This is a genomic window from Mycobacterium sp. NGS67, assembly GCF_059812185.1.
Genome location: NZ_JCALCF010000017.1, coordinates 1 through 26,170, shown reverse-complemented (window position 1 = coordinate 26,170; position 26,170 = coordinate 1). Strand labels below are relative to the sequence as shown.

Sequence of the window (26,170 nt, the reverse complement as noted above, 5' to 3'; positions counted from 1 at the left end):
GCCATGACGATCACCTCTTCTACCCTCGAACCGGGCATAGTCGCCGTCACGGTCGACTACCCGCCCGTCAACGCCATCCCGTCGAAAGGATGGTTCGAACTGGCCGACGCGATCACGGCCGCGGGCGCCGATCTGGAGACCCACGCGGTGATCCTGCGGGCCGAGGGCCGAGGCTTCAACGCCGGCGTGGACATCAAGGAAATGCAGCGTACCGAGGGTTTCACCGCGCTTATCGACGCCAACCGGGGCTGCTTCGCTGCATTCCGCGCGGTCTACGAATGCGAGGTGCCGGTGATCGCCGCGGTGAACGGATTCTGTGTCGGCGGCGGCATCGGCCTGGTCGGCAACTCCGACGTGATCGTCGCCTCCGACGACGCGACCTTCGGACTGCCGGAGGTGGAACGCGGCGCGCTCGGCGCGGCCACCCACCTGTCCCGCCTGGTGCCCCAGCACCTGATGCGGCGACTGTTCTTCACCGCGGCCACCGTGGACGCCGCCACCCTGCACCATTTCGGGTCGGTGCACGAGGTGGTGCCGCGCTCCGAGCTGGACGAAGCCGCGCTACGGGTGGCCCGCGACATCGCCGCCAAGGACACCCGCGTCATTCGCGCGGCCAAGGAGGCGTTGAACCTCATCGACGTGCAACGGGTCAACTCGAGTTACCGCATGGAGCAAGGGTTTACCTTCGAACTCAACCTCGCCGGAGTCGCCGACGAGCACCGCGACGCGTTCGCCGGCACGGCGAAGGGCAAGAAGTGAGCGACAAGCGCACCACCTTGGACGAGGCCGTCGCGCAGGTCGAAAGCGGCATGACCGTCGGCATCGCCGGCTGGGGATCCCGGCGCAAGCCGATGGCCTTCGTCCGCGCCCTGCTGCGCACCGACGTCACCGACCTCACCGTCGTCACCTACGGCGGACCCGACCTGGGCCTGCTGTGCTCGGCCGGCAAGGTCAAGCGCGTCTACTACGGATTCGTCTCGCTGGACTCTCCGCCGTTCTACGACCCGTGGTTCGCCAAGGCGCGTACCACCGGCGCCATCGAGGCCCGCGAGATGGACGAAGGCATGCTGCGTTGTGGACTGCAGGCGGCGGCCCAGCGGCTGCCGTTCCTGCCGATTCGCGCCGGGTTGGGCAGCTCGGTGCTCGACTTCTGGGAAGGTGAACTCCAGACCGTCACCAGCCCGTATCCGTCGGCGGGCAGCGGGCACGAGACGCTGATCGCCATGCCCGCGCTGACCTTGGACGTCGCCTTTGCGCACCTCAATCTCGGTGACGCAGCGGGCAATGCGGCCTACACCGGCATCGACCCGTACTTCGACGACCTGTTCCTGATGGCCGCGCAGCAGCGCTTCCTGTCGGTGGAACGCGTGGTGTCCACCGAAGAACTGGTCAAAGCCGTTCCGCCGCAGGCACTGTTGATCAACCGGATGATGGTCGACGGCGTCGTGGAAGCGCCGGGCGGTGCCCACTTCACCACCGCCGCACCCGATTACGGACGGGACGAGAAGTTCCAGCGGCACTACGCCGAGGCCGCCTCGACCGACGAGGGCTGGCAGCAGTTCGTGCAGACCTACCTGTCCGGCAGCGAAGAGGACTACCAGGCGGCGGTACGCAAGTTCGGTGAGGAGGCGGGTAAGTGAGCACCACCCGAGCCGAGGTCTGCGCGATCGCGTGCGCCGAATTGTTCCGTGACGCAGGCGAAATCATGATCAGCCCGATGACCAACATGGCGTCGGTGGGCGCCCGGCTGGCGCGGCTGACCTTCTCCCCCGACATCCTGCTCACCGACGGTGAGGCCCAACTGTTGGCCGACACCCCGCCGTTGGGCAAGACGGGAGCCGTCGAGGGCTGGATGCCGTTCGGCCGGGTTTTCGAAACCCTGGCCTGGGGCCGGCGGCACGTGGTGATGGGCGCCAATCAGGTTGACCGGTACGGCAATCAGAACATCTCGGCGTTCGGGCCGCTGCAACAGCCGACCCGGCAGATGTTCGGCGTCCGCGGTTCGCCAGGCAACACCATCAACCACGCGACCAGCTACTGGGTGGGCAACCACTCCAAGCGGGTCTTCACCGATACGGTCGACGTCGTCTCCGGCATCGGCTACGACAAGGTCGACGCGAGCAACCCGGCGTTCCGGTTCGTCAACGTCTACCGCGTGGTGTCCAACCTCGGCGTGTTCGACTTCGGCGGCCCGGACGGCACGATGCGCGCGTTGAGCCTGCACCCCGGCGTTGCCCCCGACGACGTCCGGGAGGCGACCTCGTTCGAGGTGCAAGGGCTCGACGAGGCCGGCGAGTCCAGGCTGCCGAGCGACGACGAACTTCGCCTGATCCGCGAGGTCATCGACCCGAAAGCGCTGCGCGACAGAGAGATCCGGCAGTGAGGCTGCGTACCCCGCTGACCGAGCTGGTCGGCATCGAGCATCCGGTGGTGCAGACCGGGATGGGCTGGGTGGCCGGCGCGCGGCTGGTCTCTGCGACGGCCAATGCCGGCGGGTTGGGGATCCTGGCGTCGGCGACCATGACACTGGACGAACTGGCAGTGGCCATCAAGAAGGTCAAGGCCGCCACCGACAAGCCGTTCGGGGTGAACATGCGCGCCGACGCGGCCGACGCCGGCGATCGGGTCGAGCTGATGATCCGCGAAGGTGTCAAGGTGGCCTCGTTCGCGTTGGCGCCCAAACAGGAGCTGATCGCCCGGCTGAAAGAAGCCGGCGCCGTGGTGGTTCCGTCGATCGGCGCCGCCAAGCACGCACGCAAGGTCGCCGCCTGGGGTGCGGACGCGATGATCGTGCAGGGTGGGGAGGGCGGCGGGCACACCGGTCCCGTCGCGACCACGCTGCTGCTGCCGTCGGTGCTGGATGCGGTGAAGGACAGCGGGATACCGGTGATCGCCGCGGGCGGGTTCTTCGACGGACGCGGTCTGGCCGCAGCGCTTTCCTACGGCGCCGCTGGTGTTGCCATGGGCACCCGGTTCCTGCTCACCTCGGACTCCACCGTGCCCGACGCCGTCAAGCAGCGGTACCTGGAGTCAGCGCTGGACGGCACCGTAGTCACCACGCGGGTCGACGGCATGCCGCACCGGGTGCTGCGCACCGGACTCGTCGAGAAGCTGGAAAGTGGCTCGCGGGCAAGGGGTTTCACCGCGGCAGTGCGTAATGCGGGGAAGTTCAAGCAGATGTCGCAGATGACCTGGCGCTCGATGATCCAGGACGGGCTGGCCATGCGCCACGGCAAGGAACTGACCTGGTCGCAGGTGGTGATGGCGGCCAACACCCCGATGCTGCTCAAGGCCGGGCTGGTCGAGGGCAACACGGAAGCCGGGGTGCTGGCATCGGGGCAGGTGGCCGGGATCTTGGACGACCTGCCGTCCTGTGCGGAGCTGATCGACACGATCGTGCGCGACGCGATCACGCATTTACAAAAGGCATCTGCGCTGGTCGAGTGAGTGGCGCGTGTCAAATAGGCTACGCTATCGCAGCTATGGCGACCGTCGAGATGGAACCAGCGGCCCCAGAAGCTACCCACCACGCGCTGCCCGACCCGGGTGAAGCGGTACCCAAGCTGGCGCTGCCCACGGTCGGAATCTTTTTCGCCGCACTGACCTCGTTCGTGGTGGCGACCGTCGGTTATCTGCACGGCTGGGCGCCCTGGTGGGTGACCATCCCAGTCAACGCGGCGGTGACATTCGTAATGTTCACCGTCGTGCACGACGCGTCGCACTACTCGATCAGCTCGACGCGCTGGGTGAACGGGCTGATGGGACGACTCGCTTGGCTCTTCGTCGGTCCGGTGGTCGCCTTCCCGTCGTTCGGCTACATCCACATCCAGCATCACCGGCACTCCAACGACGACGACCAGGACCCGGACACCTTCGCTTCGCACGGCAAGTGGTGGCAGCTGCCGCTGCGGTGGTCGCTGGTCGAGTACTTCTATCTGCGGTACTACCTGCCGCGGGCGCGCAGCCGACCGGTCGGCGAGGTCGCCGAGACGCTGGCGATGATGGCTTTGAGCGTGACCGGGCTGGTGGTCGCGATCGTCACCGGAAACTTCTGGGCACTAGCCGTCGTCTTCCTGATCCCGCAGCGCATCGGGCTCACCGTCCTGGCGTGGTGGTTCGACTGGCTGCCGCACCACGGACTGGCCGACACCCAGCGCACCAACCGCTACCGTGCCACCCGCAACCGGGTCGGCGCCGAATGGTTGTTCACCCCGGTGCTGCTGTCGCAGAACTACCACCTGGTGCACCACCTGCACCCGTCGGTGCCGTTCTACCGCTACGTGCGCACGTGGAAGCGCAACGAAGAGGCTTACCTGGAACGCAACGCGGCGATCTCCACGGTCTTCGGTCAGCAGCTGAATCCGGACGAGTTCCGGGAGTGGAAGGAACTGAACGGCCGGCTGGCGAAATTGCTGCCGGTGCGGATGCCGAGCCGGTCCAGCTCTCCGCACGGGGTGTTCCACCGCATCCCGGTGGCCTCCGTCGATCCGATCACCGCCGACAGCACCCTGGTCACCTTCGCCGTGCCGGAAGCATTGCGGGACGCGTTCCGGTTCGAGCCGGGCCAGCACGTGACGGTGCGCACCGACCTGGGCGGTCAGGGGGTACGCCGTAACTACTCGATCTGCGCCGCCGCGACCCGTGCCCAGTTGCGCATCGCGGTCAAACACATTGGCGGCGGGGCGTTCTCGACGTTCGTGGCCGAGCGGTTGCAGGCCGGTGACGTCCTGGAGCTGATGACACCCACCGGGCGGTTCGGCACGGCGTTGAATCCGTTGCACCGCAAGCACTACGTGGGCCTGGTGGCCGGCAGCGGGATCACGCCGGTGCTGTCCATCCTCGCGACGACCCTCGAGGTCGAGACCGAAAGCCGGTTCACGCTGATCTACGGCAACCGCACCAAGGAATCGACGATGTTCCGCGCCGAGCTGGATCGGCTGGAGGCGCGCTATGCCGACCGGCTGGAGATCCTGCACGTGCTGTCGGGTGAGTCGATGCACACGCCCGCACTGCGCGGCCGCATCGACCGCGACAAGCTCAACCTGTGGCTGACCGGAAACCTGCAGCCGGATGCCGTTGACGAGTGGTTCATCTGCGGACCGATGGAGATGACGACGACGGTCCGTGAGGTGCTGCTCGAGCATTGCGTGGACTCCGAACGGATCCACCTCGAACTGTTCCACGGCTTCGGCACCGCATCGCCGGCCGAACACGAATACGGCTCGGCGACAGTGACTTTCACGCTGTCCGGCGAGCAGTACAGCTACGACCTGGCCCCCGGCGACTCGATTCTGGAAGGCACGCTGCAGGTGCGCGACGACGCGCCGTACGCCTGCATGGGCGGGGCGTGCGGGACGTGCCGGGCGCGGCTGGTCGAGGGGCAGGTGGAGATGGATCACAACTTCGCGCTGGGGCAGGCCGAACTCGACGCCGGCTACATTCTGACGTGCCAGTCGCATCCGACGACGCCGTTCGTGGCGGTCGACTTCGACGCTTGATTTCCTTCCCGGCCGAACGTGAATTACACGACGCGACACGCCGATTCGGTGTCGCGCCGTTCACACTCGTTGTGATGCCTGCCATCCGGCGGCGTGCATCGCCCGGTAGACGCGGGAGATGATGGTGCCCTGCCGGTAACGCAGGAGATCACGACTGACCCTGATGACTGTCCACCCGAGCTCCGTCAACGCGACTTGCCGCTCGATATCGCGGGCCTGCTGGTCGGGCTCCGTCCAGTGTTGCGGCCCGTCGTATTCAACGGCGACCCGAAACTCCCGATAGCCCATATCGACGCGGGCGACGAAATCCCCGTATTCGTCGTAAACCCTGATCTGCGTCTGCGGTTTCGGCAGGCCCGCATCGATTAACACCAATCGGAGCCGCGTCTCCTGGGGCGATTCCGCACCCCCGTCGACAAGCGGCAACACCCGTCGCAGCCTGGTCAGCCCGCGCACACCGCGATGTTCGGAGATCACGGCTTCGATGTCGGCGATCTTGACGTCGGTCGCGTTCGCCAACGCGTCGAGTCGCTGGACGGCGTGTAACCGGACGGTGGTTCGTCGTCCGATATCGAAGGCGGTGCGCGCCGGGCTGGTCACCGGAATCCCCGCCCTGGTCATCGTCTCGTGGAGCGCCAACCTGTCCGAATGAACAGTGATGCGGGCCGGTGGTTTTCGGTTGTCGTGGACCAATTCCGCATCAAGCTTCGAGCTGACCCACTTCGTACCGAGCAGTGCCGCCGCCGAGTTGCCGGCAACGACCGCACGCCGGCGCGACCATAGCCAAGCCGCCTCGGCACGCTGAACCGCCGTCAGTTCGATACCCGCCGGGCTGTACACCCCGGGATAGACGGGTTCGTAGAGCAGTCGCATTGCCCGCTCTGGAATCACCCCGCAGGCCAGTGCTTCGGCGCCAAGAAACGGCCAGTCCATGCGGGCATGCTGCCAACAATGTGCGGCGGCTCGTCACCACTGATCCACAGCCCCTAAACCGCCGCCCGGCGGGGCCCGCCCGAGTGTGAAGTTTACGACCCGACACGCCGCGTGGACGTCGGGAGATTCACGCTCGGCGGTGAGGGGTCAGAGCCGTTCGATGATGGTGACGTTGGCGGTGCCGCCACCCTCGCACATGGTCTGCAGACCATAGCGACCCCCGGTGCGCTCCAACGTGTTCAGCATCGTGGTGAACAGTTTGGCTCCGGTGGCGCCCAGCGGATGCCCGAGCGCGATAGCGCCGCCGGACGGGTTGACCTTCTCCGGGTCGGCCTTGATCTCCTTGAGCCAGGCCAGAACTACCGGTGCGAATGCCTCGTTGATCTCCACGGTGTCGATGTCGTCAATGGACAGGCCGGTCTTCTCCAGCGCGTAGCGGGTGGCCGGAATGGGACCGGTCAGCATGAACACCGGGTCGGCGGCCCGGGCACTGATGTGATGGATGCGGGCCCGGGGGGTCAGTCCGTGATCCTTGACCGCCTGCTCGGAGGCCAGCAACACCGCCGACGCTCCGTCGGAGATCTGGCTGGCCATCGCCGCCGTCAACCGGCCACCTTCGACCAGGGGCTTGAGGCCGGCCATCTTCTCCAGGGACGATTCGCGCGGCCCCTCATCGACCCGGAACGGCCCGGTTTCGGTTTCCACGGTGAGGATTTCGTTGTCGAAGTTGCCGCCGCGGATGGCGGCGAAGGCGCGCTCATGGCTGGTCAGCGAGTAGCGTTCCATCTCTTCGCGCGACAGGTTCCACTTCTCGGCGATCAGCTCCGAGCCGCGGAACTGCGAGATCTCCTGGTCGCCGTAGCGGTGGAGCCACTGCTTGGATTCGCTGGTCGGCGAGGTGAAGCCGAACTGCTCGCCGACGGTCATCGCCGACGAGATCGGAATCTGACTCATGTTCTGCATGCCGCCGGCCACAATCAGGTCGGCGGTTCCCGACAAGATCGCCTGTGCGCCAAACGAAACCGCTTGTTGGCTGGAGCCGCACTGCCGGTCGACGGTGACGCCGGGCACCTCTTCGGGGTAGCCGGCGGCCAGCCACGACAGCCGGGCGATGTTGCCGGCTTGGCCGCCGATGGCGTCGACGCAGCCGGCGATCACGTCGTCGACCGCACCCGGGTCGACGTCGTTGCGGTCGAACAACCCGCGCCAGCCCAGCGCGCCCAGGTCGACGGGATGTACCCCGGCCAGCGCGCCGCCGCGCTTGCCAACCGCGGTCCGCACAGCGTCGATGACGTACGCTTCCGGCATTTTCAGACTCCTTCTTTTGCGATCCCGCCCAGCACGATGGCGAGGTATTTCTGACCGACCTCGTGCGCGGTGAGCGGTCCGCCGGGTTGATACCAGCGCACCGACACCCACGTGGTGTCCCGGATGAAGCGGTAGACCAGGTCGACGTCCAGATCGGGCCGGAAGTAGCCCTCCTCGATGCCCTGGTGCAGGACGTCGACCCACATTTTCCGCTGCTGCTTGTTCAGGTCTTCGATGTAGGAGAACCGCGGCTGCGACGAAAGTCGTTGCGCCTCATCCTGATAGATGACGACTTGCGCGTGCCGGTGCTCAATGGCCTCGAATGACGTCATGAACAGGCCCTTGAGCCGTTCCAGCGGATTGGTTTGACTGTCGACGATCTCGCGGTAGCGGCTGAAGAGCCAGTCCAGGAACCCGCGCAGCAACTCGTCGACCATCTCCTCTTTGGACGCGAAGTGGTGGTACAGGCTGCCCGACAGGATGCCGGCGCCGTCGGCGATGTCACGTACCGTCGTGGCGCGCAACCCGCGCTCGGCGAACATCACCGCGGCGAGTTCCAACAACTCGTCTCGGCGGCTGTTTGCCTGACCGGTCACTCGGTCCACTGCATCAGGGTATCAACCAAGCGCTTGCTCGGCCAAGGTGGGCTGATGGGGCGACTCGCTGATTGTCACCGATCCAATTCATCGAAACGCCCCACCGCGGGCCGATCCTAGTCGTAGCGTCCACCCCATGAGTCCGCAGGTTCGCGGGCATTGGTGCAGATGGAGGGTCTAACACCATGAGCTTTTTCACTCTTCCCCCGGAAATCAACTCGTTGCGGATGTTCGCGGGCGCGGGTTCGGAGCCCATGCTTGCCGCCGCGGCTTCTTGGTCGGGGCTGGGCGAGGAATTGGCGGCGGCGGCGCAATCGTTTTCTTCGGTGACCGAAGACCTAGCCGGCCAGTTCTGGCAGGGTCCGGCCGCAAGGGCAATGGCCACCGCAGCGGCCCCGTATTCCGCGTTCCTCCAGGCCGCCTCCGCCCGCGCTCATAGCGCCTCCGGTGGGGCCAGAGCAGTGGCCGCCGCCTTCGAGGCAGCCCGCGAGGCCACAATCAATCCGGCCGCAATCTTCGCCAACCGCAATGCCTTCCTGCAGGCCGCGCGCACCAACATCTTCGGATTGAACACCCACGTGCTGGCTTCGCTGGAAGGTTTGTACAACGAGTTCTGGGCCGCCGACGTCGAGGCGCTGGTCGGATATCACTCCGGAGCCTCGGCGGCAGCCGCACAGTTGTCGTCTTGGCAACAAACATTGCAGGGCCTGCCCGGGATCGGTCAGCTGATCCAGGGTGTCGGCGCGGCAGCCCCGGGAGATCCCAATTTCGGCGTCGGCAATACCGGCGGCGGCAACATCGGCAACGGCAACAACAGCGGCACCGGTGGCGGCAATATCGGCGATGGCAACCTCGGCAACGGCAACGTCGGTGGCGGCAACCTCGGCAACAGCAACTTCGGCAGCGGCAACTGGGGCAACGGCAACTTCGGCGTCGGCAACCGCGGCGACGGCAACATCGGTCTGGGCAACAGCGGTCTCGGCAATAATGGCATCTCGCAGATCCCGGGGTTTAACAATGTCGGCTTGGGCAATGCCGGCAATAACAACGTCGGCATCGCCAACAGCGGCAACGCGAATTATGGTGCCGGTAACACCGGTAACAACAACATCGGCTTGGGCCTCACCGGTAACAATTTGGTCGGTGTGGGCGGCGCTTACTACGACACCGTGGCCGGCCAATTCCACTTCGACGGCCTGAACTCGGGCGCCGGCAACATAGGCTTTGGCAACTCCGGCACGGGCAACATCGGATTCTTCAACTCGGGCGACGGTAACGTCGGCCTCTTCAACTCGGGCGCCAATGTGTCACCTGCTGATCTCGGTAGAATCCAAACTCTCGGGGTCGGAAACTCAGGTATTGGCAACATGGGCGTGGGCAACAGCGGCAATAATAACTTCGGCTTTGGTAACACGGGCGGACTGAACACCGGTATCGGAAATAACGGCGACACCAACACCGGATTTTTCAATAGCGGCACCACCAACACGGGTATGAACAATTCTGGGAGCTGGAACACTTTTGACGGGAATTCCGGTATCGGCAACACCGGGTTCTTCAATTCGGGCAATTTCAACACCGGATTCGGATTCACCACGGACAGCGGTGCCACCAGCTCCGGCTTCGGGAATAGCGGTTTGATAACGTCAGGCTTCTTCAACAATCCAACCGAGGGGAGCGGACTCAACGGCTACACGTCGGGTTTCTTCAATTCGTCTAGCGGTGCCAGCAGTCCGGTCGATTTATCCGGATTCCAGTCAGGCTTTTTCAACATTGGCGTCCCGGTTAGTTTGTCGCCCGGTCTCACCGGTCTCAGCTCAGGTGTACTGAACTACGGCACCGGATTGTCCGGCTTGTTCAGCATCGCCCGGTTGCTGCAAGAATTGACGTGATACGCACCGCAGTACTCTACGGGTGCTGGCTGGACACCGAAATCACTTCACCGGTCAGGTAACTGGAGTAGTCACTGGCCAGGAACGCGATGGTGGCCGCCACCTCCCACGGTTCGGCGGCCCGCCCGAACGCCTCCCCGGCCGATAGCCGGTCCAGCAACTCCGAAGACGACGTCTTGTCCAGGAATTTGTGCCGCGCGATGCTGGGTGACACAGCGTTGATCCGCACTCCGTATTCCGCGGCTTCGATTGCGCTGCAACGGGTCAACGCCATCACGCCGGCCTTGGCTGCGGCGTAGTGCGACTGCGAGTGCTGGGCCCGCCAGCCCAGGACGCTGGCATTGTTGACGATCACCCCGCCGTGCGGGGCGTCCCGGAAGTACCGCAGCGCGGCCCGGGTGGCGCGGAACACCGACGTCAACGACACGTCCAGGACCCGGTCCCACTCTTCGTCGGTCATGTCGGCAACCGGCGTCTGACCGCCCAGGCCCGCGTTGTTGACCAGCACGTCCAACCGGCCGAATCGTGCTGTGGCGGTGGATATCAGCGCGTCGACCTGCGCGGTGGAAGTTACGTCACACACCACGCTCTCCACCCGGCCCTGTCCGAGCGCCGCCAACTCCGCAGCCGTCTCGCCCAACCGTCGTTCGTGGTGGTCGGACATCAGCACATCGGCACCCTCGGCCAGGGCCCTGCGAGCGGTGGACGAACCGATGCCGGTGCCGGCCGCCGCCGTCACCACCACCACCTTGCCGTCCAGAAGACCGTGTCCGGCAATCTCTTTCGGCGCTTCCGACAAGCTCATCCCTTGACCTCCCGAGGCAGGCCGAGCACCCGCTCGGCGATGATGTTGCGCTGGATCTCATTCGATCCGCCGTAGATGGTGTCGGCGCGGGTGAACAGGAACAACCGCTGCCATTCGTCGAAATCGCCGTCGGTCAGCGTCAGTCCCGGCTTGCCCAGCACATCCATCGCCAGCTCGCCCAGGCTGCGATGCCAGTTGGCCCACAACAACTTCGACACGTTGTCCTGGCCCGGCTGCTCGACATCCATCGTCGCCAACGCATACGAACGCATCGCCCGCAACCCGGTCCACGCTCGGGTCAGCCGTTCCCGAATGGCCGGGTCTTCGGCCGCGCCGGTGCGCCGGGCGAGGTCGGCCAAGTTGGAAAGCTCACGGGCATAGACGATCTGCTGCCCCAGCGTGGAAACACCCCGCTCGAAGGTCAGCGTTCCCATCGCCACCCGCCAACCGTCGCCGGGCTGGCCGACCACCAGCGAGGCTTCGGTACGGGCGTCGTCGAAGAACACCTCGTTGAACTCCGCGGTGCCGGTGATCTGGACGATCGGGCGCACCTCGACACCGGGTTGGTCCAGTGGCACCAGCAGATACGACAATCCGGCGTGCCGCTTGGAACCCTTCTCGGTGCGCGCGACGACGAAGCACCACTGCGACAAATGCGCCAGCGACGTCCACACCTTCTGCCCGTTGATTACCCATTCGTCGCCATCCAGCTCGGCGGTGGTGGAGACGTTGGCGAGGTCGCTGCCGGCGCCGGGTTCGGAATATCCCTGGCACCACAGCTCGGTGACGTCGAGGATGCGCGGCAGGAAACGCTGCTGCTGCTCGGGCGTCCCGTAAGCGATCAGCGTCGGCCCGAGTAGCTCCTCGCCGAAGTGGTTGACCTTGTCCGGGGCGTCGGCCAGCGCGTATTCCTCGTAGAACGCCACCCGGTGCGCGGTGGAAAGTCCGCGTCCGCCGTGTTCGACCGGCCAGCCCAGACAGGTCAGCCCGGCTTTGGCGAGGTGCTGGTTCCAGGCCCGGCGTTCTTCGAACGCTTCGTGCTCGCGTCCGGGCCCGCCCAGACCCTTGAGTGCTGCGAAGTCGCCGACCAGATTGTCGGCGAGCCACTGACGGACCTCTGCCCGGAACTCTTCGACGTCCTGCATGACCTGTAGGCTAACCTACCAAGCACTTGCTTTGTTAGGAGTATCCCCGTGACCACCGATCCCCGCACCGTTCCCGCGGCGCTGGATCAATTCGCGCGCCGCCACCCCGATCACGCCGCCCTGATCACCGAGGAGCGCAGCTTCACCGCCGCCACCCTGCGCGACGAGGTGCACCGCGCCGCCGCCGCACTGGTCAGCCTCGGCGTCGAACCGCAACAGCGGGTCGCCATCTGGTCGCCGAACACCTGGCACTGGGTGGTCGCGTGCCTGGCCATCCACCACGTCGGCGCGGCCATGGTGCCGCTGAACACGCGCTATACCGCAGCCGAAGCCGCGGACATCATCGCGCGCACCGATGCCCCGGTGCTGTTCGCCGCGGGCCGCTTCCTGGGCGCCGACCGGACCGCCGACCTGGACCGCGCCGCCCTGCCCGCGCTGCGGCACATCGTGCGGATCGGCATCGACGAACGCGACGGGAACTGGGACGAGTTCATCGCCCGAGGCGACGATCCCGCGGCCGCCCAGACCGTGCGCGCGCGTGCCGCCGCGGTCACCCCCGACGACGTCAGCGACATCCTGTTCACCTCCGGCACCACCGGCCGCAGCAAAGGCGTGCTGTGCGCGCACCGGCAGTCGCTGGCCGCGTCGGCGGCCTGGGCCGCCAACGGCAAGATCACCAGCGACGACCGCTACCTGTGCATCAACCCGTTCTTCCACAACTTCGGATACAAGGCCGGCATCCTGGCCTGCCTGCAGACCGGTGCGACGCTGATCCCGCACCTGACCTTCGACCCGCTGCGCACGCTGCAGGCCATCGAGCAGCACCGCATCACCGTGCTGCCCGGGCCGCCAACCATCTATCAGACCTTGCTCGACCACCCGGCGCGCGGCGACTACGACCTGAGCTCGCTGCGGTTCGCGGTGACCGGCGCGGCCACCGTGCCGGTGGTCCTGGTGGAGCGCATGCAGTCCGAACTCGACATCGACATCGTGCTGACCGCCTACGGCCTGACCGAGGCCAACGGGATGGGAACGGCGTGCCGGCCCGAAGACGACGCGGTGACGGTCGCGACCACCTGCGGACGCCCGTTCGCCGACTTCGAACTGCGCATCGGGGATGACGGTGAGGTGCTGCTGCGCGGACCCAACGTCATGTTGGGCTATCTCGACGACCCGCAGGCGACCGCCGCCGCGATCGACACCGACGGATGGTTGCACACCGGCGACATCGGCACCGTCGACGCCGCAGGCAACCTGCGGATCACCGACCGGCTCAAGGACATGTACATCTGCGGCGGCTTCAACGTCTACCCCGCCGAAATCGAGCAGGTGCTGGCCCGGATGAACGGAATCGCCGATGCCGCGGTGATCGGAGTCCCCGACCAGCGGCTGGGCGAGGTGGGCCGCGCGTTCGTCGTCACCCGGCCCGGTGCCGAGTTGGACGAGGAATCGGTAATCGCTTACACCCGTGAGCATTTGGCGAACTTCAAAGCACCCCGTTCGGTGCGGTTCGTCGACGCGTTGCCGCGCAATCCCGGCGGCAAGGTGGTCAAACCACAACTGCGAGAGTTGGCTTGATGGATCTACATTTCGACGAAGAGACGTTGGCCTTCCAGTCCGAGGTGCGCGAGTTCCTCGAAGCCAACCGGGGCACGATCCCGACGAAGTCCTACGACAACGCCGAAGGCTTTGCCCAGCACCGTGACTGGGACAAGGTCCTGTTCGACGCCGGTCTGTCGGTGATCACCTGGCCGGAGAAGTACGGCGGCCGGGATGCTCCGCTGCTGCACTGGGTGGTCTACGAGGAGGAATACTTCCGGGCCGGGGCGCCCGGTCGGGCCAGCGCCAACGGCACCTCGATGCTGGCCCCCACCCTGTTCTCGCACGGTACCGAGGAGCAGCTGGACCGTATCCTGCCGAAAATGGCCAGCGGTGAACAGATCTGGGCCCAGGCCTGGTCGGAACCGGAGTCCGGCAGCGACCTGGCGTCGCTGCGCTCCACCGCGACTCAGACCGACGGCGGCTGGCTGCTCAACGGCCAGAAGATATGGAGTTCGAGGGCGCCGTTCGCCGAAATGGGTTTCGGGTTGTTTCGCTCCGACCCCGGATCCCAACGCCACCAAGGCTTGACCTACTTCATGTTCGACCTGAAAGCCAAGGGTGTCACGGTGCGCCCGATCGTCCAGCTCGGCGGTGACACCGGATTCGGCGAGATCTTCCTCGACGACGTCTTCGTTCCCGACCAGGACGTGATCGGCGCCCCGAACGACGGGTGGCGCGCGGCGATGAGCACCTCAAGCAACGAGCGCGGCATGTCCCTGCGCAGCCCGGCTCGTTTCCTGGCCGCCGCCGAGCGGCTGGTGCAGCTCTGGAAGGACGCCGGTTCGCCGCCGGAGTTCGCCGACCGGGTCGCCGACGGCTGGATCAAGGCGCAGGCCTACCGGTTGCAGACCTTCGGCACCGTCACCCGGCTGGCCGGCGGCGGTGAACTCGGCGCGGAATCCTCGGTCACCAAGGTGTTCTGGTCTGATCTGGACGTGGCACTGCACCAGACCGCGCTGGATATCCGCGGCGCCGACGGCGAGCTCGCCGGACCCTGGACCGACGGCCTGCTGTTCGCGCTGGGCGGACCGATCTACGCCGGTACCAACGAGATTCAGCGCAACATCATCTCCGAACGACTGCTCGGCCTGCCCCGGGAGAAGCGGTAATGGACTTCGCATTAGACGAACAGCAGCGTGATTTCGCTGCCAGTATCGACGCGGCGCTGGGCGCCGCCGATCTGCCCGGCGCGGTTCGTGCCTGGGCCGCCGGAGACAACGCACCCGGTCGCAAGGTGTGGGAGCAACTGGCCGACCTCGGCGTCACGGCGCTGATGGTGTCGGAAAAGTTCGACGGCATCGACGCCTCGCCGGTCGATCTGGTGGTTGCCCTCGAGCGCCTCGGTCGCTGGTGTGTGCCCGGCCCGGTCACCGAATCCATCGCCGTCGCACCGGTTCTGCTCGCTGACGACGACCGTAGCGGTGCTCTGGCGTCCGGCGAGCTGATCGCCACCCTCGCGCTACCGCCGGACATTCCCCGGGCGTTGGACGCCGACGTCGCCGGACTGGTGTTGCTGGCCGGTCCGGATGGTGTCAGCGAGGCAACCCCGGGTGAGCGTCGCGAGTCCGTCGACCCCAGCCGTCGGCTCTTCGACGTGACGGCAACCGGGGACACCTGGCAGGCCGACACCGCGCGCGCCTACCAGTTCGGCGCGCTGGCCACCGCCGCACAGCTCGTCGGGGCGGCCGAGGCCCTGCTGTCCGGCAGTGTCGACTACGCCAAGCAGCGCTCCCAGTTCGGCAGGGTCATCGGCTCGTACCAGGCGATCAAGCACAAGCTGGCCGACGTGCACATCGCGATCGAACTGGCCCGGCCGTTGGTGTACGGCGCGGCGTTGACGCTGGACGCGCGGGATGTGAGCGCGGCCAAAGCCGCGGCCGCCGAGGCGGGTCTGCTGGCCGCACGTTCTGCGTTGCAGACGCACGGGGCGATCGGCTTCACTCAGGAGCACGACCTGTCGCTGCTGCTGCTGCGGGTGCAGGCGCTGCGCTCGGCCTGGGGTACACCGGAGCAGCATCGGCGACGAGTACTGGAGGCGCTATGACGTCCACCGAAGAACGGGAGATGCTGCGCGACAGCGTGGCAGCGCTGGTGACCAAGCACGCCGGCCCCGCTGCCGTGCGTGCGGCGATCGAGTCCGAACGCGGCTACGACGAGTCGCTGTGGCGGCTGCTGTGCGAGCAGGTCGGTGCGGCCGCGCTGGTGGTACCCGAGGAGCTCGGCGGAGCCGGCGGTGAACTGGCCGACGCGGCAACGGTTTTGCGGGAGCTGGGCCGCGGTTTGGTCCCGTCTCCCCTACTGGGCACCACGCTCGCCGAACTCGCGTTGCTGGCCGCACCCGAACCCGACGGCGCCACACTGGAGGCTCTGGCCGAAGGCAGCTCGATCGGAGCGCTGGTGCTCGACCCGGACTACGTGATCAATGGCGACATCGCCGACGTCGTCGTGGCTGCCACCGACGGTCAGCTGAGCAGATGGACCCGATTCAGCGCCGAGCCCGTCGCCGCCATGGACCTGACCCGCCGGCTGGCGCGGGTCCGCGCCGAGGACACCGAACCGTTGGGCGACGACCCCGGATTGGCGGACTTCGCGGCGATTCTGTTGGCCGCCGAGCAGATCGGCGCCGCCGAACGCTGCCTGGACCTCACCGTCGAGTACGCCAAGAGCCGGGTGCAGTTCGGCCGCCCCATCGGCAGCTTCCAGGCGCTCAAGCACCGGATGGCGGATTTGTATGTCGCAGTTGCCGCGGCCCGGGCCGTCGTCGACGACGCGTGCGACCAACCCGGACCCGTCAATGCCGCCACTGCGCGACTGGCCGCCACCGAAGCGCTGAATGTCGTTGCGGCCGAGGCTATTCAGCTGCACGGGGGCATCGCGATCACCTGGGAACACGACATGCACCTGTACTTCAAGCGCGCCCACGGCAGCGCGCAGTTGCTCGACTCCACCCGAGACGTGCTGCGCCGGCTGGAAGCTGAGGTGCTGCCGACCCCGTGACCGGTCACGTCGCACTGCGCGCAGGCATCCCCCCGTTCTATGTGATGGATGTCTGGCTAGCGGCCGCGGAACGCCAACGCACCCACGGCGACCTGGTGAACCTGTCGGCGGGCCAGCCGAGCGTCGGTGCGCCGGAGCCGGTGCGCGCCGCCGCCGCTTCGGCGCTGCATCTCAACGAACTCGGTTACACCGTGGCACTGGGCATTCCGGAGCTGCGGGCCGCGATCGCCGCGAACTATGAACGCCAGCATGGCATTTCCGTCGAACCCGATGCCGTGGTCGTGACCACCGGGTCCTCCGGGGGATTTCTGCTGGCATTTCTGGCGTGCTTCGACGTGGGTGACCGGGTCGCGATGGCCAGTCCCGGCTACCCGTGTTACCGGAACATCCTGTCGGCGTTGGGATGTGAGGTGGTCGAGATCCCGTGCGGCCCGGAGACCAGGTTCCAGCCCACCGCGCAGCTGCTGGCCGAACTCGACCCGCCGGTGCAGGGCGTCATCGTCGCCAGCCCGGCCAACCCGACCGGCACGGTCATCCCGCCGGAGGAACTCGCGGCCATCGCGCAGTGGTGCGACGACAGCGGTGTGCGGCTGATCAGCGACGAGGTCTACCACGGCTTGGTCTACGACCAAGCGCCGCCGACCAGCTGCGCCTGGCAGACCTCGCGAAACGCGGTGCTGGTCAACAGCTTCTCCAAGTACTACGCGATGACGGGCTGGCGGCTGGGCTGGCTGGTGGTGCCCACCGAGTTGCGCCGCGCGGTGGACTGCCTGACCGGCAACTTCACCATCTGTCCCCCGGTGCTGTCGCAGGTTGCCGCGGTGTCGGCGTTCACCCTGGAATCGACCGCCGAGGCCGAGGCCAACCTGAAGCACTATTCGATCAACCGCGCGTTGCTGCTGGACGGGCTGCGCGGCATCGGCGTCGAACGACTGGCGCCCACCGACGGCGCGTTCTACGTCTACGCCGACGTCTCCGACTTCACCAGCGACTCGCTGGGGTTCTGCTCGCAGCTGTTGCGCGACACCGGCGTTGCCATTGCACCGGGCATCGACTTCGACCCCGCGCGCGGCCACTCCTATGTCCGGCTGTCGTTCGCCGGGCCGACGGGCGACATCGAAGAGGCGCTACGCCGGATCGGTGCCTGGCTGCCTCGCCAGTAGCGCTTCGAGCGCAGCGCGGTCGACATCAGCCAGGTTGATCCCGAACCGCTCGTCGAGGGCGGCGACCACCGCGGCCGCGTCGTTGAGCACGACCTTCTCGCTGCCGTCGGCGCGGTGGATGACGAGGTTGCGTCCGGCCAGGTTCATCCGCCCGTCCTCGGTGACCAGTGCCACCATCAGGTCGGTGACGAAGTGCGACGACGGGTGCGTCGAGACATACCAACTGCCCACCGTCAGGTCGATCTGCGGGCGGGTCACCGTGGTGAACTCATAGAGCGCTTGCCACTCACCGCGGATCTGGGCTTGCAGGACCAACCCGTCGCCGTGGTCCTCCAGGCGATACCGCTCGTGGGCGGTCTGCTGCACGCCGCCGGTCTGCAGGCGCAACGGCGACGTCGGTGTCTGGCCGCCGAATCCGACGTCGACCAGATACGGACCAGCACTGCCCGGAAACGTCACGGCGAGCACCGTGTGCGTCTCCGCCGGTGTCGACGCTTGCGGCGACAACGACCAGACCACCCGGCCGGCCAACCGGCGCACCTGGAAGCCGAGTTCGGCCAGCACATAACCCATCAACCCGTTCTGTTCGTAGCAGTAGCCACCACGCCGTCGGTGAATCAGCTTGTCGGCCAATCCCTCTGGGCTCAGGTCGTCGACGGGCACGCCCAATAGCGGGTCGATGTTCTCGAAGGGGATGGTCCGAGAGTGGGCGGTTATCAGTGCCTGCAGGACATCCAGGGTCGGTTCTACCGGCCCGTGGTAGCCGATGCGGTCGAAGTATGCGCCGAGATCCAGAGCCATAGCAGCCATTCTGACCCGACTCGCTTGTTTTATCTCTGTCGAATGTGGGGACTCGATACAGACACGGCTACCGCACAGCCGCAAACCGAAGAATCGATGGAGCTCATCATGAGTACCGACAACGTCGTCTGGATCGTGATCGCCGCGCTGGTGGTCCTCGCCGTGATCGCCGCGCTGGCCATGCTCGCCAACCGGAGCAAACGCCGCAAGCGGATTCAACAGGCCGAAGAGATACGCGAGCAGGCCAAGCTCGAACAGGCCCGTGTCGAACGCCGTGAAGCGCTGGCCGACGAGACCGCGGCCAGGGCACGTGCCGCTCAGGCCGAAGCCGAGGCGAAAGCCGCCGAAGCGGCCCGGTTGCAGGACCGCGCCGCAGCGCATCAGAGCGAAGCGGCCACCTCGCGCGAGAAACTCGACGAGCAATGGCAGCGTGCCGAAGATCTGCACCCGACGGACAAAGTGGATTCCGCGGACCGTGCGGAAGGCGCCGACACCGTGACCGACGGGGGACGGGGCACCGAGTCAGGGAACTACCGCGACGACGACCACTCCCGCGGAGCGCGTACCTGAGACCGGCACGAACCCGTAACGCTGCTGCGAAACTCCCTCCAACTCCTTTCGCAGCAGCGTTACCCCGTGTTCCGACCCGGCTACCGCGCCCCGGCGGGCGGCGGCACCAGCTGGTCGGGGTCCGGGTGGCTGCCCGTCTTGGGGCCGATGTCGGAGACCTGCCAATTGTCGCCGACTCGGTCGATGGTGATCTGCAGCAGGATCAGCGCCACCCGCGCCTTGGGGTTCTGCAGGTTTCGGGTGGTCTGCGCGGCCGACACCACCACCTGATACCCGTGGCCGGGCTGCGCGAGCGCGTCGGTGGCCAACACTTCGCCCGACGAGGTGACCTGCGCCTGCGTCATGATGCCCTTGAGCAATGAGCTGGCGTTGACGTACTTGTCCTTGAGCGCCTGCGAGACACCGTCTTCGACGTTGCGGAAGAACGCCTCGGGATCCTCGAAACTGTAGGTCAACGACTTCAGCGCGTATTCCTTGGCGATTCTGACCGCGGTGTCGCGATCGGACGCGGTCTGACGCAGCCCGGCCAGATCCCCAGACACGCTGCGGTACTTGTTGATTCCGGCCCAGCCCGCCGTGAGCACCGCCAGGACGACGACGGCATAAAGCCATCGCCACCTCTTGGGCCGCGCCGCGCTGTCGCCGACCGTATCGGCTGCGGCGTCCTCGTCGACCCTGTCCTCGATCAACGTGTCAGTACTCATCGGTGTCCTTCCGGTACGGTCACCTCGATCAACGTGTCAGTACTCATCGGTGTCCTTCCGGTACGGTCACCTGCACGCGGACTGCGCCCGCGTCGTTGAAGGCTGATTCCCACATATCGACGAAATGCCCTGCGTCGACTTTGAATCCGCGTAGCGGCGCGGTTGCCGGCTCCAATGCCGCCGCGAAGGTGCTCAGCGGACCCGACAGCATGTCGAAGTACTGTCTGAGGTTGGCGACCAGGGTGGTAACTGGTGCGCCGGGCGCGAAGGCCCCGTCGCCGGTGCGCGCGTACTCGTCGACGTCACGGGTCAGTCGGGCCAGCGCGGCCAACGAGCTCGGCAGCATCCTGCCGCTCTCGGTCAGCACGCCGCCGACGTCCTGAGCGGCGATGTCGATTGTCAACGTCGCCAGATTGCGCATCAGCATCGCCAGGACCTGCTTGTTGTCCCGCTCCATGCCGGCCGCCCGACTCGCCGTGGCCGCCAACGAATCCAGTGCGGCATCGTTGTCGAAGAAGACTTGCGAGACGGTGCTGACGATGTTGTTCACGTAAGTCGGGTTGAGCGCCGAGAGCACCGCATTGGCCTTGCTGAGCAGGTCGCTCACCGTGACGGCGGGCGCGACGCGATCCGCGGGAATCACGGCGCCGCTGCTGAAGTACGGCGGCGCAATGTGTTTGGGTTTGAAGTCTATGTACTGCTCCCCGACCAGCGACAGGTTCTGGATGCTGATCGCGCTGTCGGCGGGTATCGGATGGTCCCGGTCGAGATCGATCGCGACCTTCAATCCCGTGGCGGTGGTTTGGATTCCCGCCACTTTGCCCACCCGGATCCCCCGCATGGTCACCTGTGAGGTGGGCATCAGGCCCCCGGAGTTGTCCAGCAACAGTGTGAGCCGGGTGGGGTGCGCCGCGGGATGCACGTCGAGCACTCCGAACGTCAGGTAACCCGCAGTGAGCAGCGCCACGACCGCGAGGATCGCCGCGGTGACGGCGGCGTTGAATTTCATGGCAGCATCCCCATCGTCCGTAACACCGAAACTGTTGCGTCCGCATGTGTTTCGGGGCTTACGGTGACGCTGAGCCGCGGGCCGCCGTTGCTGTAGAACGGGATCAGTTTGTCTCGCACCAGGGCGACGATCTTGTCGGCCATGACCGGCAGCGTGGTGTCGGCGGACGCTATGGTCCGGACCGTCGGCGTGATGTAGGACAACATCTGCACGAAGTCAGCAGCATTGGGCACCAACAACTCTCCGCCGTAGCGGCCGAGGTCCTGTGCACAGACCAGCAGGGCGATGATGTTGGGCAGCACTGCGGCCATCGCCCTGAGCCGGGCCGGGCCTTCCGCGGTCAATCGGTCGAACGCTGCGGTGTCGGCCAGTAATTCGGTGCTGACATTCTCGGTGTGGGCCAGGATCTGGTCGACGGTGTCCTGGTTTGCGGCCAGGTCGCGCAATGCACCGGAAAGCTTCTGGCGCATCCGGTCCAGCGCGGCGGGATCTGCGGAGAACGCCCGGTTGAAGTTGGTCACCGACTCTTCCAGCGTGCCGAGCGATCCCCCGGAAACCAGTGTGGATACCGAACGCAGGATGTCTTCGACGTTGTCGGCCGGAACGGTATCGCGCAACGGAATCGTGTCGCCGTCGCGCAAGAATCCGGGTCCGGGGTTCGTTGCGGGTAGCAACGCGATGTAGATGTCGCCCAGCACCGTCGCCTGTCGCAGTTCGGCGTGGGTGTTTAGCGGCAGCCTGACGTCGGCGTCGATCTCGACGTAGGCGACCGCGGTGCTGCCCACCAGCCGGACCCGGTCCAGCACGCCCACCTGAACGCCGCCCAGATCCGCCTTGGCCCTGGCCGGCAGGTTGAGCACGCTGGAGAACTCGATCTTGACGGTGTATCCGCCCTTCGGGACGTAGGCGCCGGGCACCGGCAACCGGCTCGGGTCGAGCGAGCAGCCGGTTAGCAGTCCGATCGCCAGCACGGCCAGCAGTGCGCCGAAAAGCTTGCGCCGCATCATGACACCGCCGCCCCGAGCAACAGATCGGTCAGTCCCAGCGTGACCGCGTCGGATGGCGCACCATCCCGGCATGCCGCCGTCGCGCCGGGAATATCGCGCTGTTGCAGTACCGCACAGATCGCGCCGGCCTGGGACGGCGAAACCGACAGCTGCGGTGGTAGGTAGGTGACGTTGTGACTACCCCACTCGGGCCGGTACTGGGACGCGACCCAGTTGGTCACCGGCGGCAGAGCATTGATCAGGCCGACGATCTGCGGGGTGTAGGCGGTGAGAACGTCTCGGAGCCAGGGGATGAGCTTGCCGCCGATGTTGTCGTACGCCCGGGGCCCGAACCGGTTCAGCGCGTCGACGAGCAGCGGCAGCGAGTGCGCCAGGTTGTGCAACGCCGACCCGAAACCGGCTGACAGGCCTTCGATCATCCGCAGGCTCTGCGGCAACGTCGAGATCACCTCGGTGAATGTGTCCCAGTGCGCCAGTAGGTCGGAAGTGAGGATCTCGCTGTTGGCCAGCAGTTGCCGGTACTCGGCGTCGGCGTGGCCGGGGTCGCCGACCAACGTGACCAGATCCCGCAGGGTCTGGTTGACTTCGGGCCCGGTGCCTTCCAGCGCGTGACTCAACGCCGCGAGGCTGTCGTTGATGGCCCGGACACCCGGTGCCCGTTGCGGGTCCTGCCCTTGGCCGGAGCCCAAGATGACGCCGGTGAGTTTGTCTACCGCAGAGAAGGTTTCGCTCACGCTGATCGGGGTCCTGGTCGAGTCCCGCTTGATGCAGTGCGCGCCGGAGAATTTGGGCCCGCCGGCATAGGGTTTGGTCAGTTCGACGTGCCGGTCGGCGACGATCGACTGCGAATAGGTGAGTGCCCCGACGTCGGCCGGCAGTTCGAGATCCCCGGGCACGGTGAAATCCACCTGCACGTGATCGGACTTGTTGGCGATCGCCGTGACCGCACCCACCTCGATGCCCAGCAACTGCACCTTGTTGCCCGGGTACAGCCCCACCGCGTCGGCGAACTCGGCGCACATCGCCCTGGTGTCACCGAGTCTCGGTGTAATCAGTTTGGCGCCGGTCACGGCCGTGACACCGACGGCGGCCACCGCCACACCGACCCATATCGACTTCTTCATATCAGCACTGCTTCACCATGTTCGGCAGACAGATGATCGGCACGGCGCCGGCACGGTTGCCGTAATCCACGACCACGCCCTTGCCCTGCAACATCGGCAGCAGCACGTTGACGATCTGATTCAGGCCTTCCGCGGCTTTGCCGACCCGTTCGGGGTGTGCCACTAAGGCGGTCACGATGTCGTCGATGCCGTTGACCGACGGCGCCAACTCGCGGTGGTAGAACACCACGACCCGGTCGACGATGCGGGTCAGTTCGCCGAGCAGGGTGAAGAACTCGACGATGTCGACCGATTTGGCTGTGTAGCGACGCCCGACCAGGGCGAACTGCTCCAGCAACGACGTCAGTTGCCCGCGGCCGGAAGCGAACGCGCCGGCGGCGTCGCCGACGAAGTCCAGACCGCGGTGGAAGTCTCCGCTCATCTTGCTGAGCGAGCGGGTCAATTCCTTTGCCGCTTGCATGATTTCACGCAACGCGTTCGGGTGTTCGTTGGTGGCGTGGGCCAGCTCGGTGAACGTGTCGTGGATGACCCGGCCGTCGACCTCTCTGACGAACGGGGTCACCGACTGGATGATGTCGTTGCCTTCGAACGGCGTCTTGACGCGCTGCGGCGGAATCACGTTGCGGCCCAGCGGAACACCGCCCCGCGGGTCCAGAGCCAGGTAGTGGCCGCCCAGCGGCGTCAGCAGCCTGATGTCCACCGCGGAATCAGTTCCGACCAGCACCGACCGCTTGACGTCGAAAGTGATCTCGACCAGGGTCCGGTCGAGCCGGACACCGGTGACCTTCCCGACCGTCACGCCGGCGATACGGACCTCGTCGCCGCTGCGCAGCCCGCCGGAGGTGCCCGAATGCGCTGTGTAACCGGCCTGTCCGGCCGGATTGACGTAGGCCAGGCCGGTGCACACCAGTGCGACCACGATCGCCAGCATCCCGACGATGCCCAGTCGCCGGCTCCGTCTCGCTTCGCCCCGGTCGTCGAGCGCGCGGCGGCCGCGGAACCCGATCGCCGTCATCTGCACACCACCAGACCCTGTTGCGCGAAGGACACTTCGCCGATTCCGGGAAGGTGCACTTCACCGTTGGAGCAGGTGAATGCCGGCCGCTGGTCGTCGACCACGGAGTCGCGCAACCCCTGGATCAACGTGGGAGTCAGGGACAGGCCGGCGATCACCGTCGGTGTCTGCGGGAACCGTCGCGTCGCCAGCCCGTACAGCGGCGAGGTCGCCCCGTCGAACCCCTGCTCGGCGGTCTGCAGTACCCGGACGAGGCTGCGCATCATCGGCAGCTCGATGTCGATCGAGGTCCGGAATTCTTCGGCCTTGGACGTGAACGTCGCCAGGGCGTCGTTCAGCGCGCCGATGAGGTTGAACAGTTGCTGCGACTTGCCGCCCAGATCCTGGGAGAGTTCACCGAGATTGCGCAGCAGCACGGTGATGACCGCCTGACGGTTGACGGCGTATTTGGTGATGACGTCGAGATCGCGCAGCAGCGGGCCGATTCCGGTCTCCTCGCCCTGGATCAGCCGCAGCAGGTTCTCGCCGAACTGGTTGAGTTGCGCGGCGTCCAATGTTTGGAAGACCGGACGAAATCCGTTGAACAGCTTGGTGATGTCGAACGACGGCAGCGTCTGCCCGACCGGGATGCCGGATCCGGCCGGCAATCGTTGACCCGCGGCCGCGGTCTGCACGAGTTCCACGTAGCGCTGGCCCAACAGGTTCTGATAGCGCACGGCCGCTATGGTGTTGCGGTACAGGGGGTGTGCGGCCAGTGCGGTGAAATCGACTGTGGCGGTGCGGCCGTCGAGTCGGATGCCGGCCACCTTGCCGACCTGGACCCCGGAGATGCGGACGTCGTTGCCGACGTCGAGTCCGGACACGTCGGTGAACGTGGCCGTGTAGTGCGCCACCGGGCCGTCGACCGGACTGCGCAACGCGCTGAGCAGCAGCACCGCGCACACCGTGGCCACGGTGGTGAACACCGTCAGCCAGAACAGCGGCCGGAACAGCTCTCTCATCTCCGGGTGCCGCCGTCCAGAATGACCTCGGTGCGCAGCCGCAACCGGCCATCCACCTCGGTGAAGGCGCCGTCGGCGCGGTCGAGTAGGCCGGAAAGCCGGTCGTAGGCGGGGGCGAGGCTGCCGGCGGCGAACGAAGCGGGGATGCTGAGGTTCATGATGGCGTTGACCAACTGCGCGATCCAGGTGTGGTGCTGGGCCGGGATCTGGCCGACATCGGCCAGCAGCTGACCGGTCTGGCGGAACACCAGGTCGGTGCGGTCCACGCCGCCGGGCGCCGTCAACGGGTTCAGGCCGTCGAGCAGCCCGGTGCTCGATCCCACGGCCGGGAGCACGTCGCTCAGTCCGCCCACGAACGTCGCCAACACCGAAAGCGACTGGGCCACCGGCATTGTGTCGGTGTCCGCAACCATCCTGGCCAGGTCGGAACCGGCCCGGGCCACCGGCTCGACGATGTCGGCGTGGCGGCGCAACACCTCGATGACGTGGTCGAAATCGGGGGTGTCGAAGCTTCGGCTCAGCTTCTGGCCCTGGCGCAGCAGCCCGGTGATGGAGGCCGCCTGCACGTCGGCGCTCATCACCAGTGTCTGGCCGGACCGCAGCGGCGACCCGCTACCCGCGCTGACGAGTTCGACTGCGGCGGTGCCGAATACGTTCGACGAGGTGAACCTGGCTTTGGTGTCGGTGGTCAATGCTCTGGCCTGACGCGGTTCGAGCACCACCGTCATCTTCTGCCTGTTGTAGCCGATCGATTCCAGCGTCTTGACCGAACCGATGGACAGTCCGTGGAACTTGACCTCGGCCCCCGGTGCCATGCCTTCGCCGATCGCGTCGGCGACGACGGTCAACTCGAATGTGTCGTCGAAGGTCCCTCGGGCGGTCTGGTACAGCAAGGCCCCCGCCACGGTCAGCACCACACTGACCAACAGGCCCCGAATACGCAGCGTTCTCGTACCACTCATCCGTCAACCCGACAACCGTAGGCCCGGGTTGTTACAGT

At 66.4% G+C, this 26,170-nt stretch carries 25 protein-coding genes; 12 read left to right on the top strand and 13 right to left on the bottom strand.

What is annotated here, in order from left to right; translation table 11 throughout:
• Positions 1-3 precede the first annotated feature (3 nt).
• From echA20 to AC5Y4D_RS16815, 5 genes are read left to right on the top strand one after another with little or no spacing between them, the layout of a single operon-like run.
• Positions 4-759 (top strand): (7aS)-7a-methyl-1,5-dioxo-2,3,5,6,7,7a-hexahydro-1H-indene-carboxyl-CoA hydrolase, encoded by a 756-nt coding sequence (gene echA20, locus AC5Y4D_RS16835; protein WP_500037664.1) that lies wholly within the window; start codon positions 4-6, stop codon positions 757-759.
• Positions 756-1,640, top strand: a complete 885-nt coding sequence (gene ipdA, locus AC5Y4D_RS16830) for a cholesterol ring-cleaving hydrolase subunit IpdA (RefSeq protein ID WP_499943217.1) — start codon at positions 756-758, stop codon at positions 1,638-1,640. The genes echA20 and ipdA overlap by 4 nt, the downstream gene beginning before the upstream one ends.
• Complete coding sequence (ipdB, locus tag AC5Y4D_RS16825) at positions 1,637-2,383, top strand: cholesterol ring-cleaving hydrolase subunit IpdB (RefSeq protein ID WP_500037663.1); 747 nt, start codon at positions 1,637-1,639, stop codon at positions 2,381-2,383. Before ipdA ends, ipdB begins: the two co-directional genes overlap by 4 nt.
• A complete protein-coding gene (gene ipdC / locus AC5Y4D_RS16820) occupies positions 2,380-3,447 on the top strand; it encodes a (3aS,4S,5R,7aS)-5-hydroxy-7a-methyl-1-oxo-octahydro-1H-indene-4-carboxyl-CoA dehydrogenase (protein ID WP_499943219.1) in 1,068 nt (355 codons plus the stop codon). Before ipdB ends, ipdC begins: the two co-directional genes overlap by 4 nt.
• Positions 3,444-5,498 (top strand): fatty acid desaturase, encoded by a 2,055-nt coding sequence (locus AC5Y4D_RS16815; protein ID WP_499990029.1) that lies wholly within the window; start codon positions 3,444-3,446, stop codon positions 5,496-5,498. The genes ipdC and AC5Y4D_RS16815 overlap by 4 nt, the downstream gene beginning before the upstream one ends.
• A 60-nt stretch (positions 5,499-5,558) precedes the next feature.
• On the opposite strand, the gene AC5Y4D_RS16810 is transcribed toward AC5Y4D_RS16815, so the two are convergent.
• From AC5Y4D_RS16810 to kstR2, 3 genes are all read right to left on the bottom strand, one after another.
• Entirely contained in the window at positions 5,559-6,431 is an 873-nt protein-coding gene (locus AC5Y4D_RS16810; RefSeq protein WP_499943221.1) for a DUF559 domain-containing protein, read from the bottom strand.
• 147 nt (positions 6,432-6,578) lie between these two features.
• Positions 6,579-7,739: a steroid 3-ketoacyl-CoA thiolase FadA6 gene (gene fadA6 / locus AC5Y4D_RS16805; protein ID WP_499943222.1), complete on the bottom strand. Its 1,161-nt coding sequence runs from the start codon at positions 7,737-7,739 to the stop codon at positions 6,579-6,581.
• A 2-nt stretch (positions 7,740-7,741) separates the two neighbouring features.
• A complete protein-coding gene (gene kstR2 / locus AC5Y4D_RS16800) occupies positions 7,742-8,344 on the bottom strand; it encodes a TetR family transcriptional regulator KstR2 (protein WP_499943223.1) in 603 nt (200 codons plus the stop codon).
• A gap of 176 nt (positions 8,345-8,520) precedes the next feature.
• Here kstR2 and AC5Y4D_RS16795 point away from each other — a divergent pair, with 176 nt between their 5' ends.
• A complete protein-coding gene (locus AC5Y4D_RS16795; RefSeq protein ID WP_500037662.1) occupies positions 8,521-10,227 on the top strand; it encodes a PPE family protein in 1,707 nt (568 codons plus the stop codon).
• A gap of 16 nt (positions 10,228-10,243) precedes the next feature.
• On the opposite strand, the gene ipdF is transcribed toward AC5Y4D_RS16795, so the two are convergent.
• On the bottom strand, positions 10,244-11,032 hold the full coding sequence (gene ipdF, locus AC5Y4D_RS16790; RefSeq protein WP_500037661.1) for a (5R,7aS)-5-hydroxy-7a-methyl-1-oxo-2,3,5,6,7,7a-hexahydro-1H-indene-carboxyl-CoA reductase: 789 nt from the start codon (positions 11,030-11,032) through the stop codon (positions 10,244-10,246).
• The gene (gene ipdE1, locus AC5Y4D_RS16785; protein ID WP_500037660.1) at positions 11,029-12,177 is read right to left on the bottom strand and encodes an acyl-CoA dehydrogenase IpdE1; all 1,149 of its coding nucleotides are present in this window, start codon (positions 12,175-12,177) and stop codon (positions 11,029-11,031) included. Before ipdE1 ends, ipdF begins: the two co-directional genes overlap by 4 nt.
• Before the next feature lie 48 nt (positions 12,178-12,225).
• Between ipdE1 and fadD3 the strand changes: the two genes are divergently transcribed.
• The 5 genes from fadD3 to AC5Y4D_RS16760 are packed head-to-tail and all read left to right on the top strand — an operon-like array spanning position 12,226 to position 17,939.
• The gene (gene fadD3, locus AC5Y4D_RS16780) at positions 12,226-13,755 is read left to right on the top strand and encodes a 3-((3aS,4S,7aS)-7a-methyl-1,5-dioxo-octahydro-1H-inden-4-yl)propanoate--CoA ligase FadD3 (RefSeq protein WP_500037659.1); all 1,530 of its coding nucleotides are present in this window, start codon (positions 12,226-12,228) and stop codon (positions 13,753-13,755) included.
• Positions 13,755-14,888, top strand: coding sequence for an acyl-CoA dehydrogenase family protein (locus AC5Y4D_RS16775; protein ID WP_499943227.1), 1,134 nt, complete (start codon positions 13,755-13,757; stop codon positions 14,886-14,888). The genes fadD3 and AC5Y4D_RS16775 overlap by 1 nt, the downstream gene beginning before the upstream one ends.
• Complete coding sequence (locus AC5Y4D_RS16770; RefSeq protein WP_500037658.1) at positions 14,888-15,823, top strand: acyl-CoA dehydrogenase family protein; 936 nt, start codon at positions 14,888-14,890, stop codon at positions 15,821-15,823. The genes AC5Y4D_RS16775 and AC5Y4D_RS16770 overlap by 1 nt, the downstream gene beginning before the upstream one ends.
• Positions 15,820-16,776, top strand: a complete 957-nt coding sequence (gene ipdE2, locus AC5Y4D_RS16765; protein ID WP_500037657.1) for an acyl-CoA dehydrogenase IpdE2 — start codon at positions 15,820-15,822, stop codon at positions 16,774-16,776. Before AC5Y4D_RS16770 ends, ipdE2 begins: the two co-directional genes overlap by 4 nt.
• Positions 16,773-17,939: a pyridoxal phosphate-dependent aminotransferase gene (locus tag AC5Y4D_RS16760; RefSeq protein WP_500037656.1), complete on the top strand. Its 1,167-nt coding sequence runs from the start codon at positions 16,773-16,775 to the stop codon at positions 17,937-17,939. The genes ipdE2 and AC5Y4D_RS16760 overlap by 4 nt, the downstream gene beginning before the upstream one ends.
• Here the strand turns inward: AC5Y4D_RS16760 and AC5Y4D_RS16755 are convergent.
• Positions 17,904-18,740 (bottom strand): arylamine N-acetyltransferase family protein, encoded by an 837-nt coding sequence (locus tag AC5Y4D_RS16755; RefSeq protein ID WP_500037655.1) that lies wholly within the window; start codon positions 18,738-18,740, stop codon positions 17,904-17,906. The genes AC5Y4D_RS16760 and AC5Y4D_RS16755 overlap by 36 nt on opposite strands.
• A 108-nt stretch (positions 18,741-18,848) precedes the next feature.
• Between AC5Y4D_RS16755 and AC5Y4D_RS16750 the strand changes: the two genes are divergently transcribed.
• The gene (locus AC5Y4D_RS16750; protein ID WP_500037654.1) at positions 18,849-19,310 is read left to right on the top strand and encodes a hypothetical protein; all 462 of its coding nucleotides are present in this window, start codon (positions 18,849-18,851) and stop codon (positions 19,308-19,310) included.
• Positions 19,311-19,390: 80 nt separating this feature from the next.
• Here the strand turns inward: AC5Y4D_RS16750 and AC5Y4D_RS16745 are convergent, their stop codons facing one another.
• The 7 genes from AC5Y4D_RS16745 to AC5Y4D_RS16715 are packed head-to-tail and all read right to left on the bottom strand — an operon-like array spanning position 19,391 to position 26,132.
• Positions 19,391-20,014 carry a hypothetical protein gene (locus AC5Y4D_RS16745; RefSeq protein ID WP_500037653.1) on the bottom strand — a complete coding sequence of 208 codons (624 nt, stop codon included), beginning with the start codon at positions 20,012-20,014 and terminating at the stop codon, positions 19,391-19,393.
• Positions 20,015-20,057: 43 nt separating this feature from the next.
• Positions 20,058-21,023 carry an MlaD family protein gene (locus AC5Y4D_RS16740; RefSeq protein WP_500037652.1) on the bottom strand — a complete coding sequence of 322 codons (966 nt, stop codon included), beginning with the start codon at positions 21,021-21,023 and terminating at the stop codon, positions 20,058-20,060.
• Entirely contained in the window at positions 21,020-22,027 is a 1,008-nt protein-coding gene (locus AC5Y4D_RS16735) for an MlaD family protein (protein ID WP_500037651.1), read from the bottom strand. Before AC5Y4D_RS16735 ends, AC5Y4D_RS16740 begins: the two co-directional genes overlap by 4 nt.
• Positions 22,027-23,154 carry an MlaD family protein gene (locus AC5Y4D_RS16730; RefSeq protein ID WP_500037650.1) on the bottom strand — a complete coding sequence of 376 codons (1,128 nt, stop codon included), beginning with the start codon at positions 23,152-23,154 and terminating at the stop codon, positions 22,027-22,029. The genes AC5Y4D_RS16735 and AC5Y4D_RS16730 overlap by 1 nt, the downstream gene beginning before the upstream one ends.
• 1 nt (position 23,155) lies before the next feature.
• Positions 23,156-24,169: an MlaD family protein gene (locus tag AC5Y4D_RS16725; protein WP_500037649.1), complete on the bottom strand. Its 1,014-nt coding sequence runs from the start codon at positions 24,167-24,169 to the stop codon at positions 23,156-23,158.
• Positions 24,166-25,170, bottom strand: coding sequence for an MlaD family protein (locus tag AC5Y4D_RS16720; RefSeq protein WP_500037648.1), 1,005 nt, complete (start codon positions 25,168-25,170; stop codon positions 24,166-24,168). The genes AC5Y4D_RS16725 and AC5Y4D_RS16720 overlap by 4 nt, the downstream gene beginning before the upstream one ends.
• Positions 25,167-26,132, bottom strand: coding sequence for an MlaD family protein (locus AC5Y4D_RS16715; protein WP_500037647.1), 966 nt, complete (start codon positions 26,130-26,132; stop codon positions 25,167-25,169). The genes AC5Y4D_RS16720 and AC5Y4D_RS16715 overlap by 4 nt, the downstream gene beginning before the upstream one ends.
• Positions 26,133-26,170: the final 38 nt, after the last annotated feature.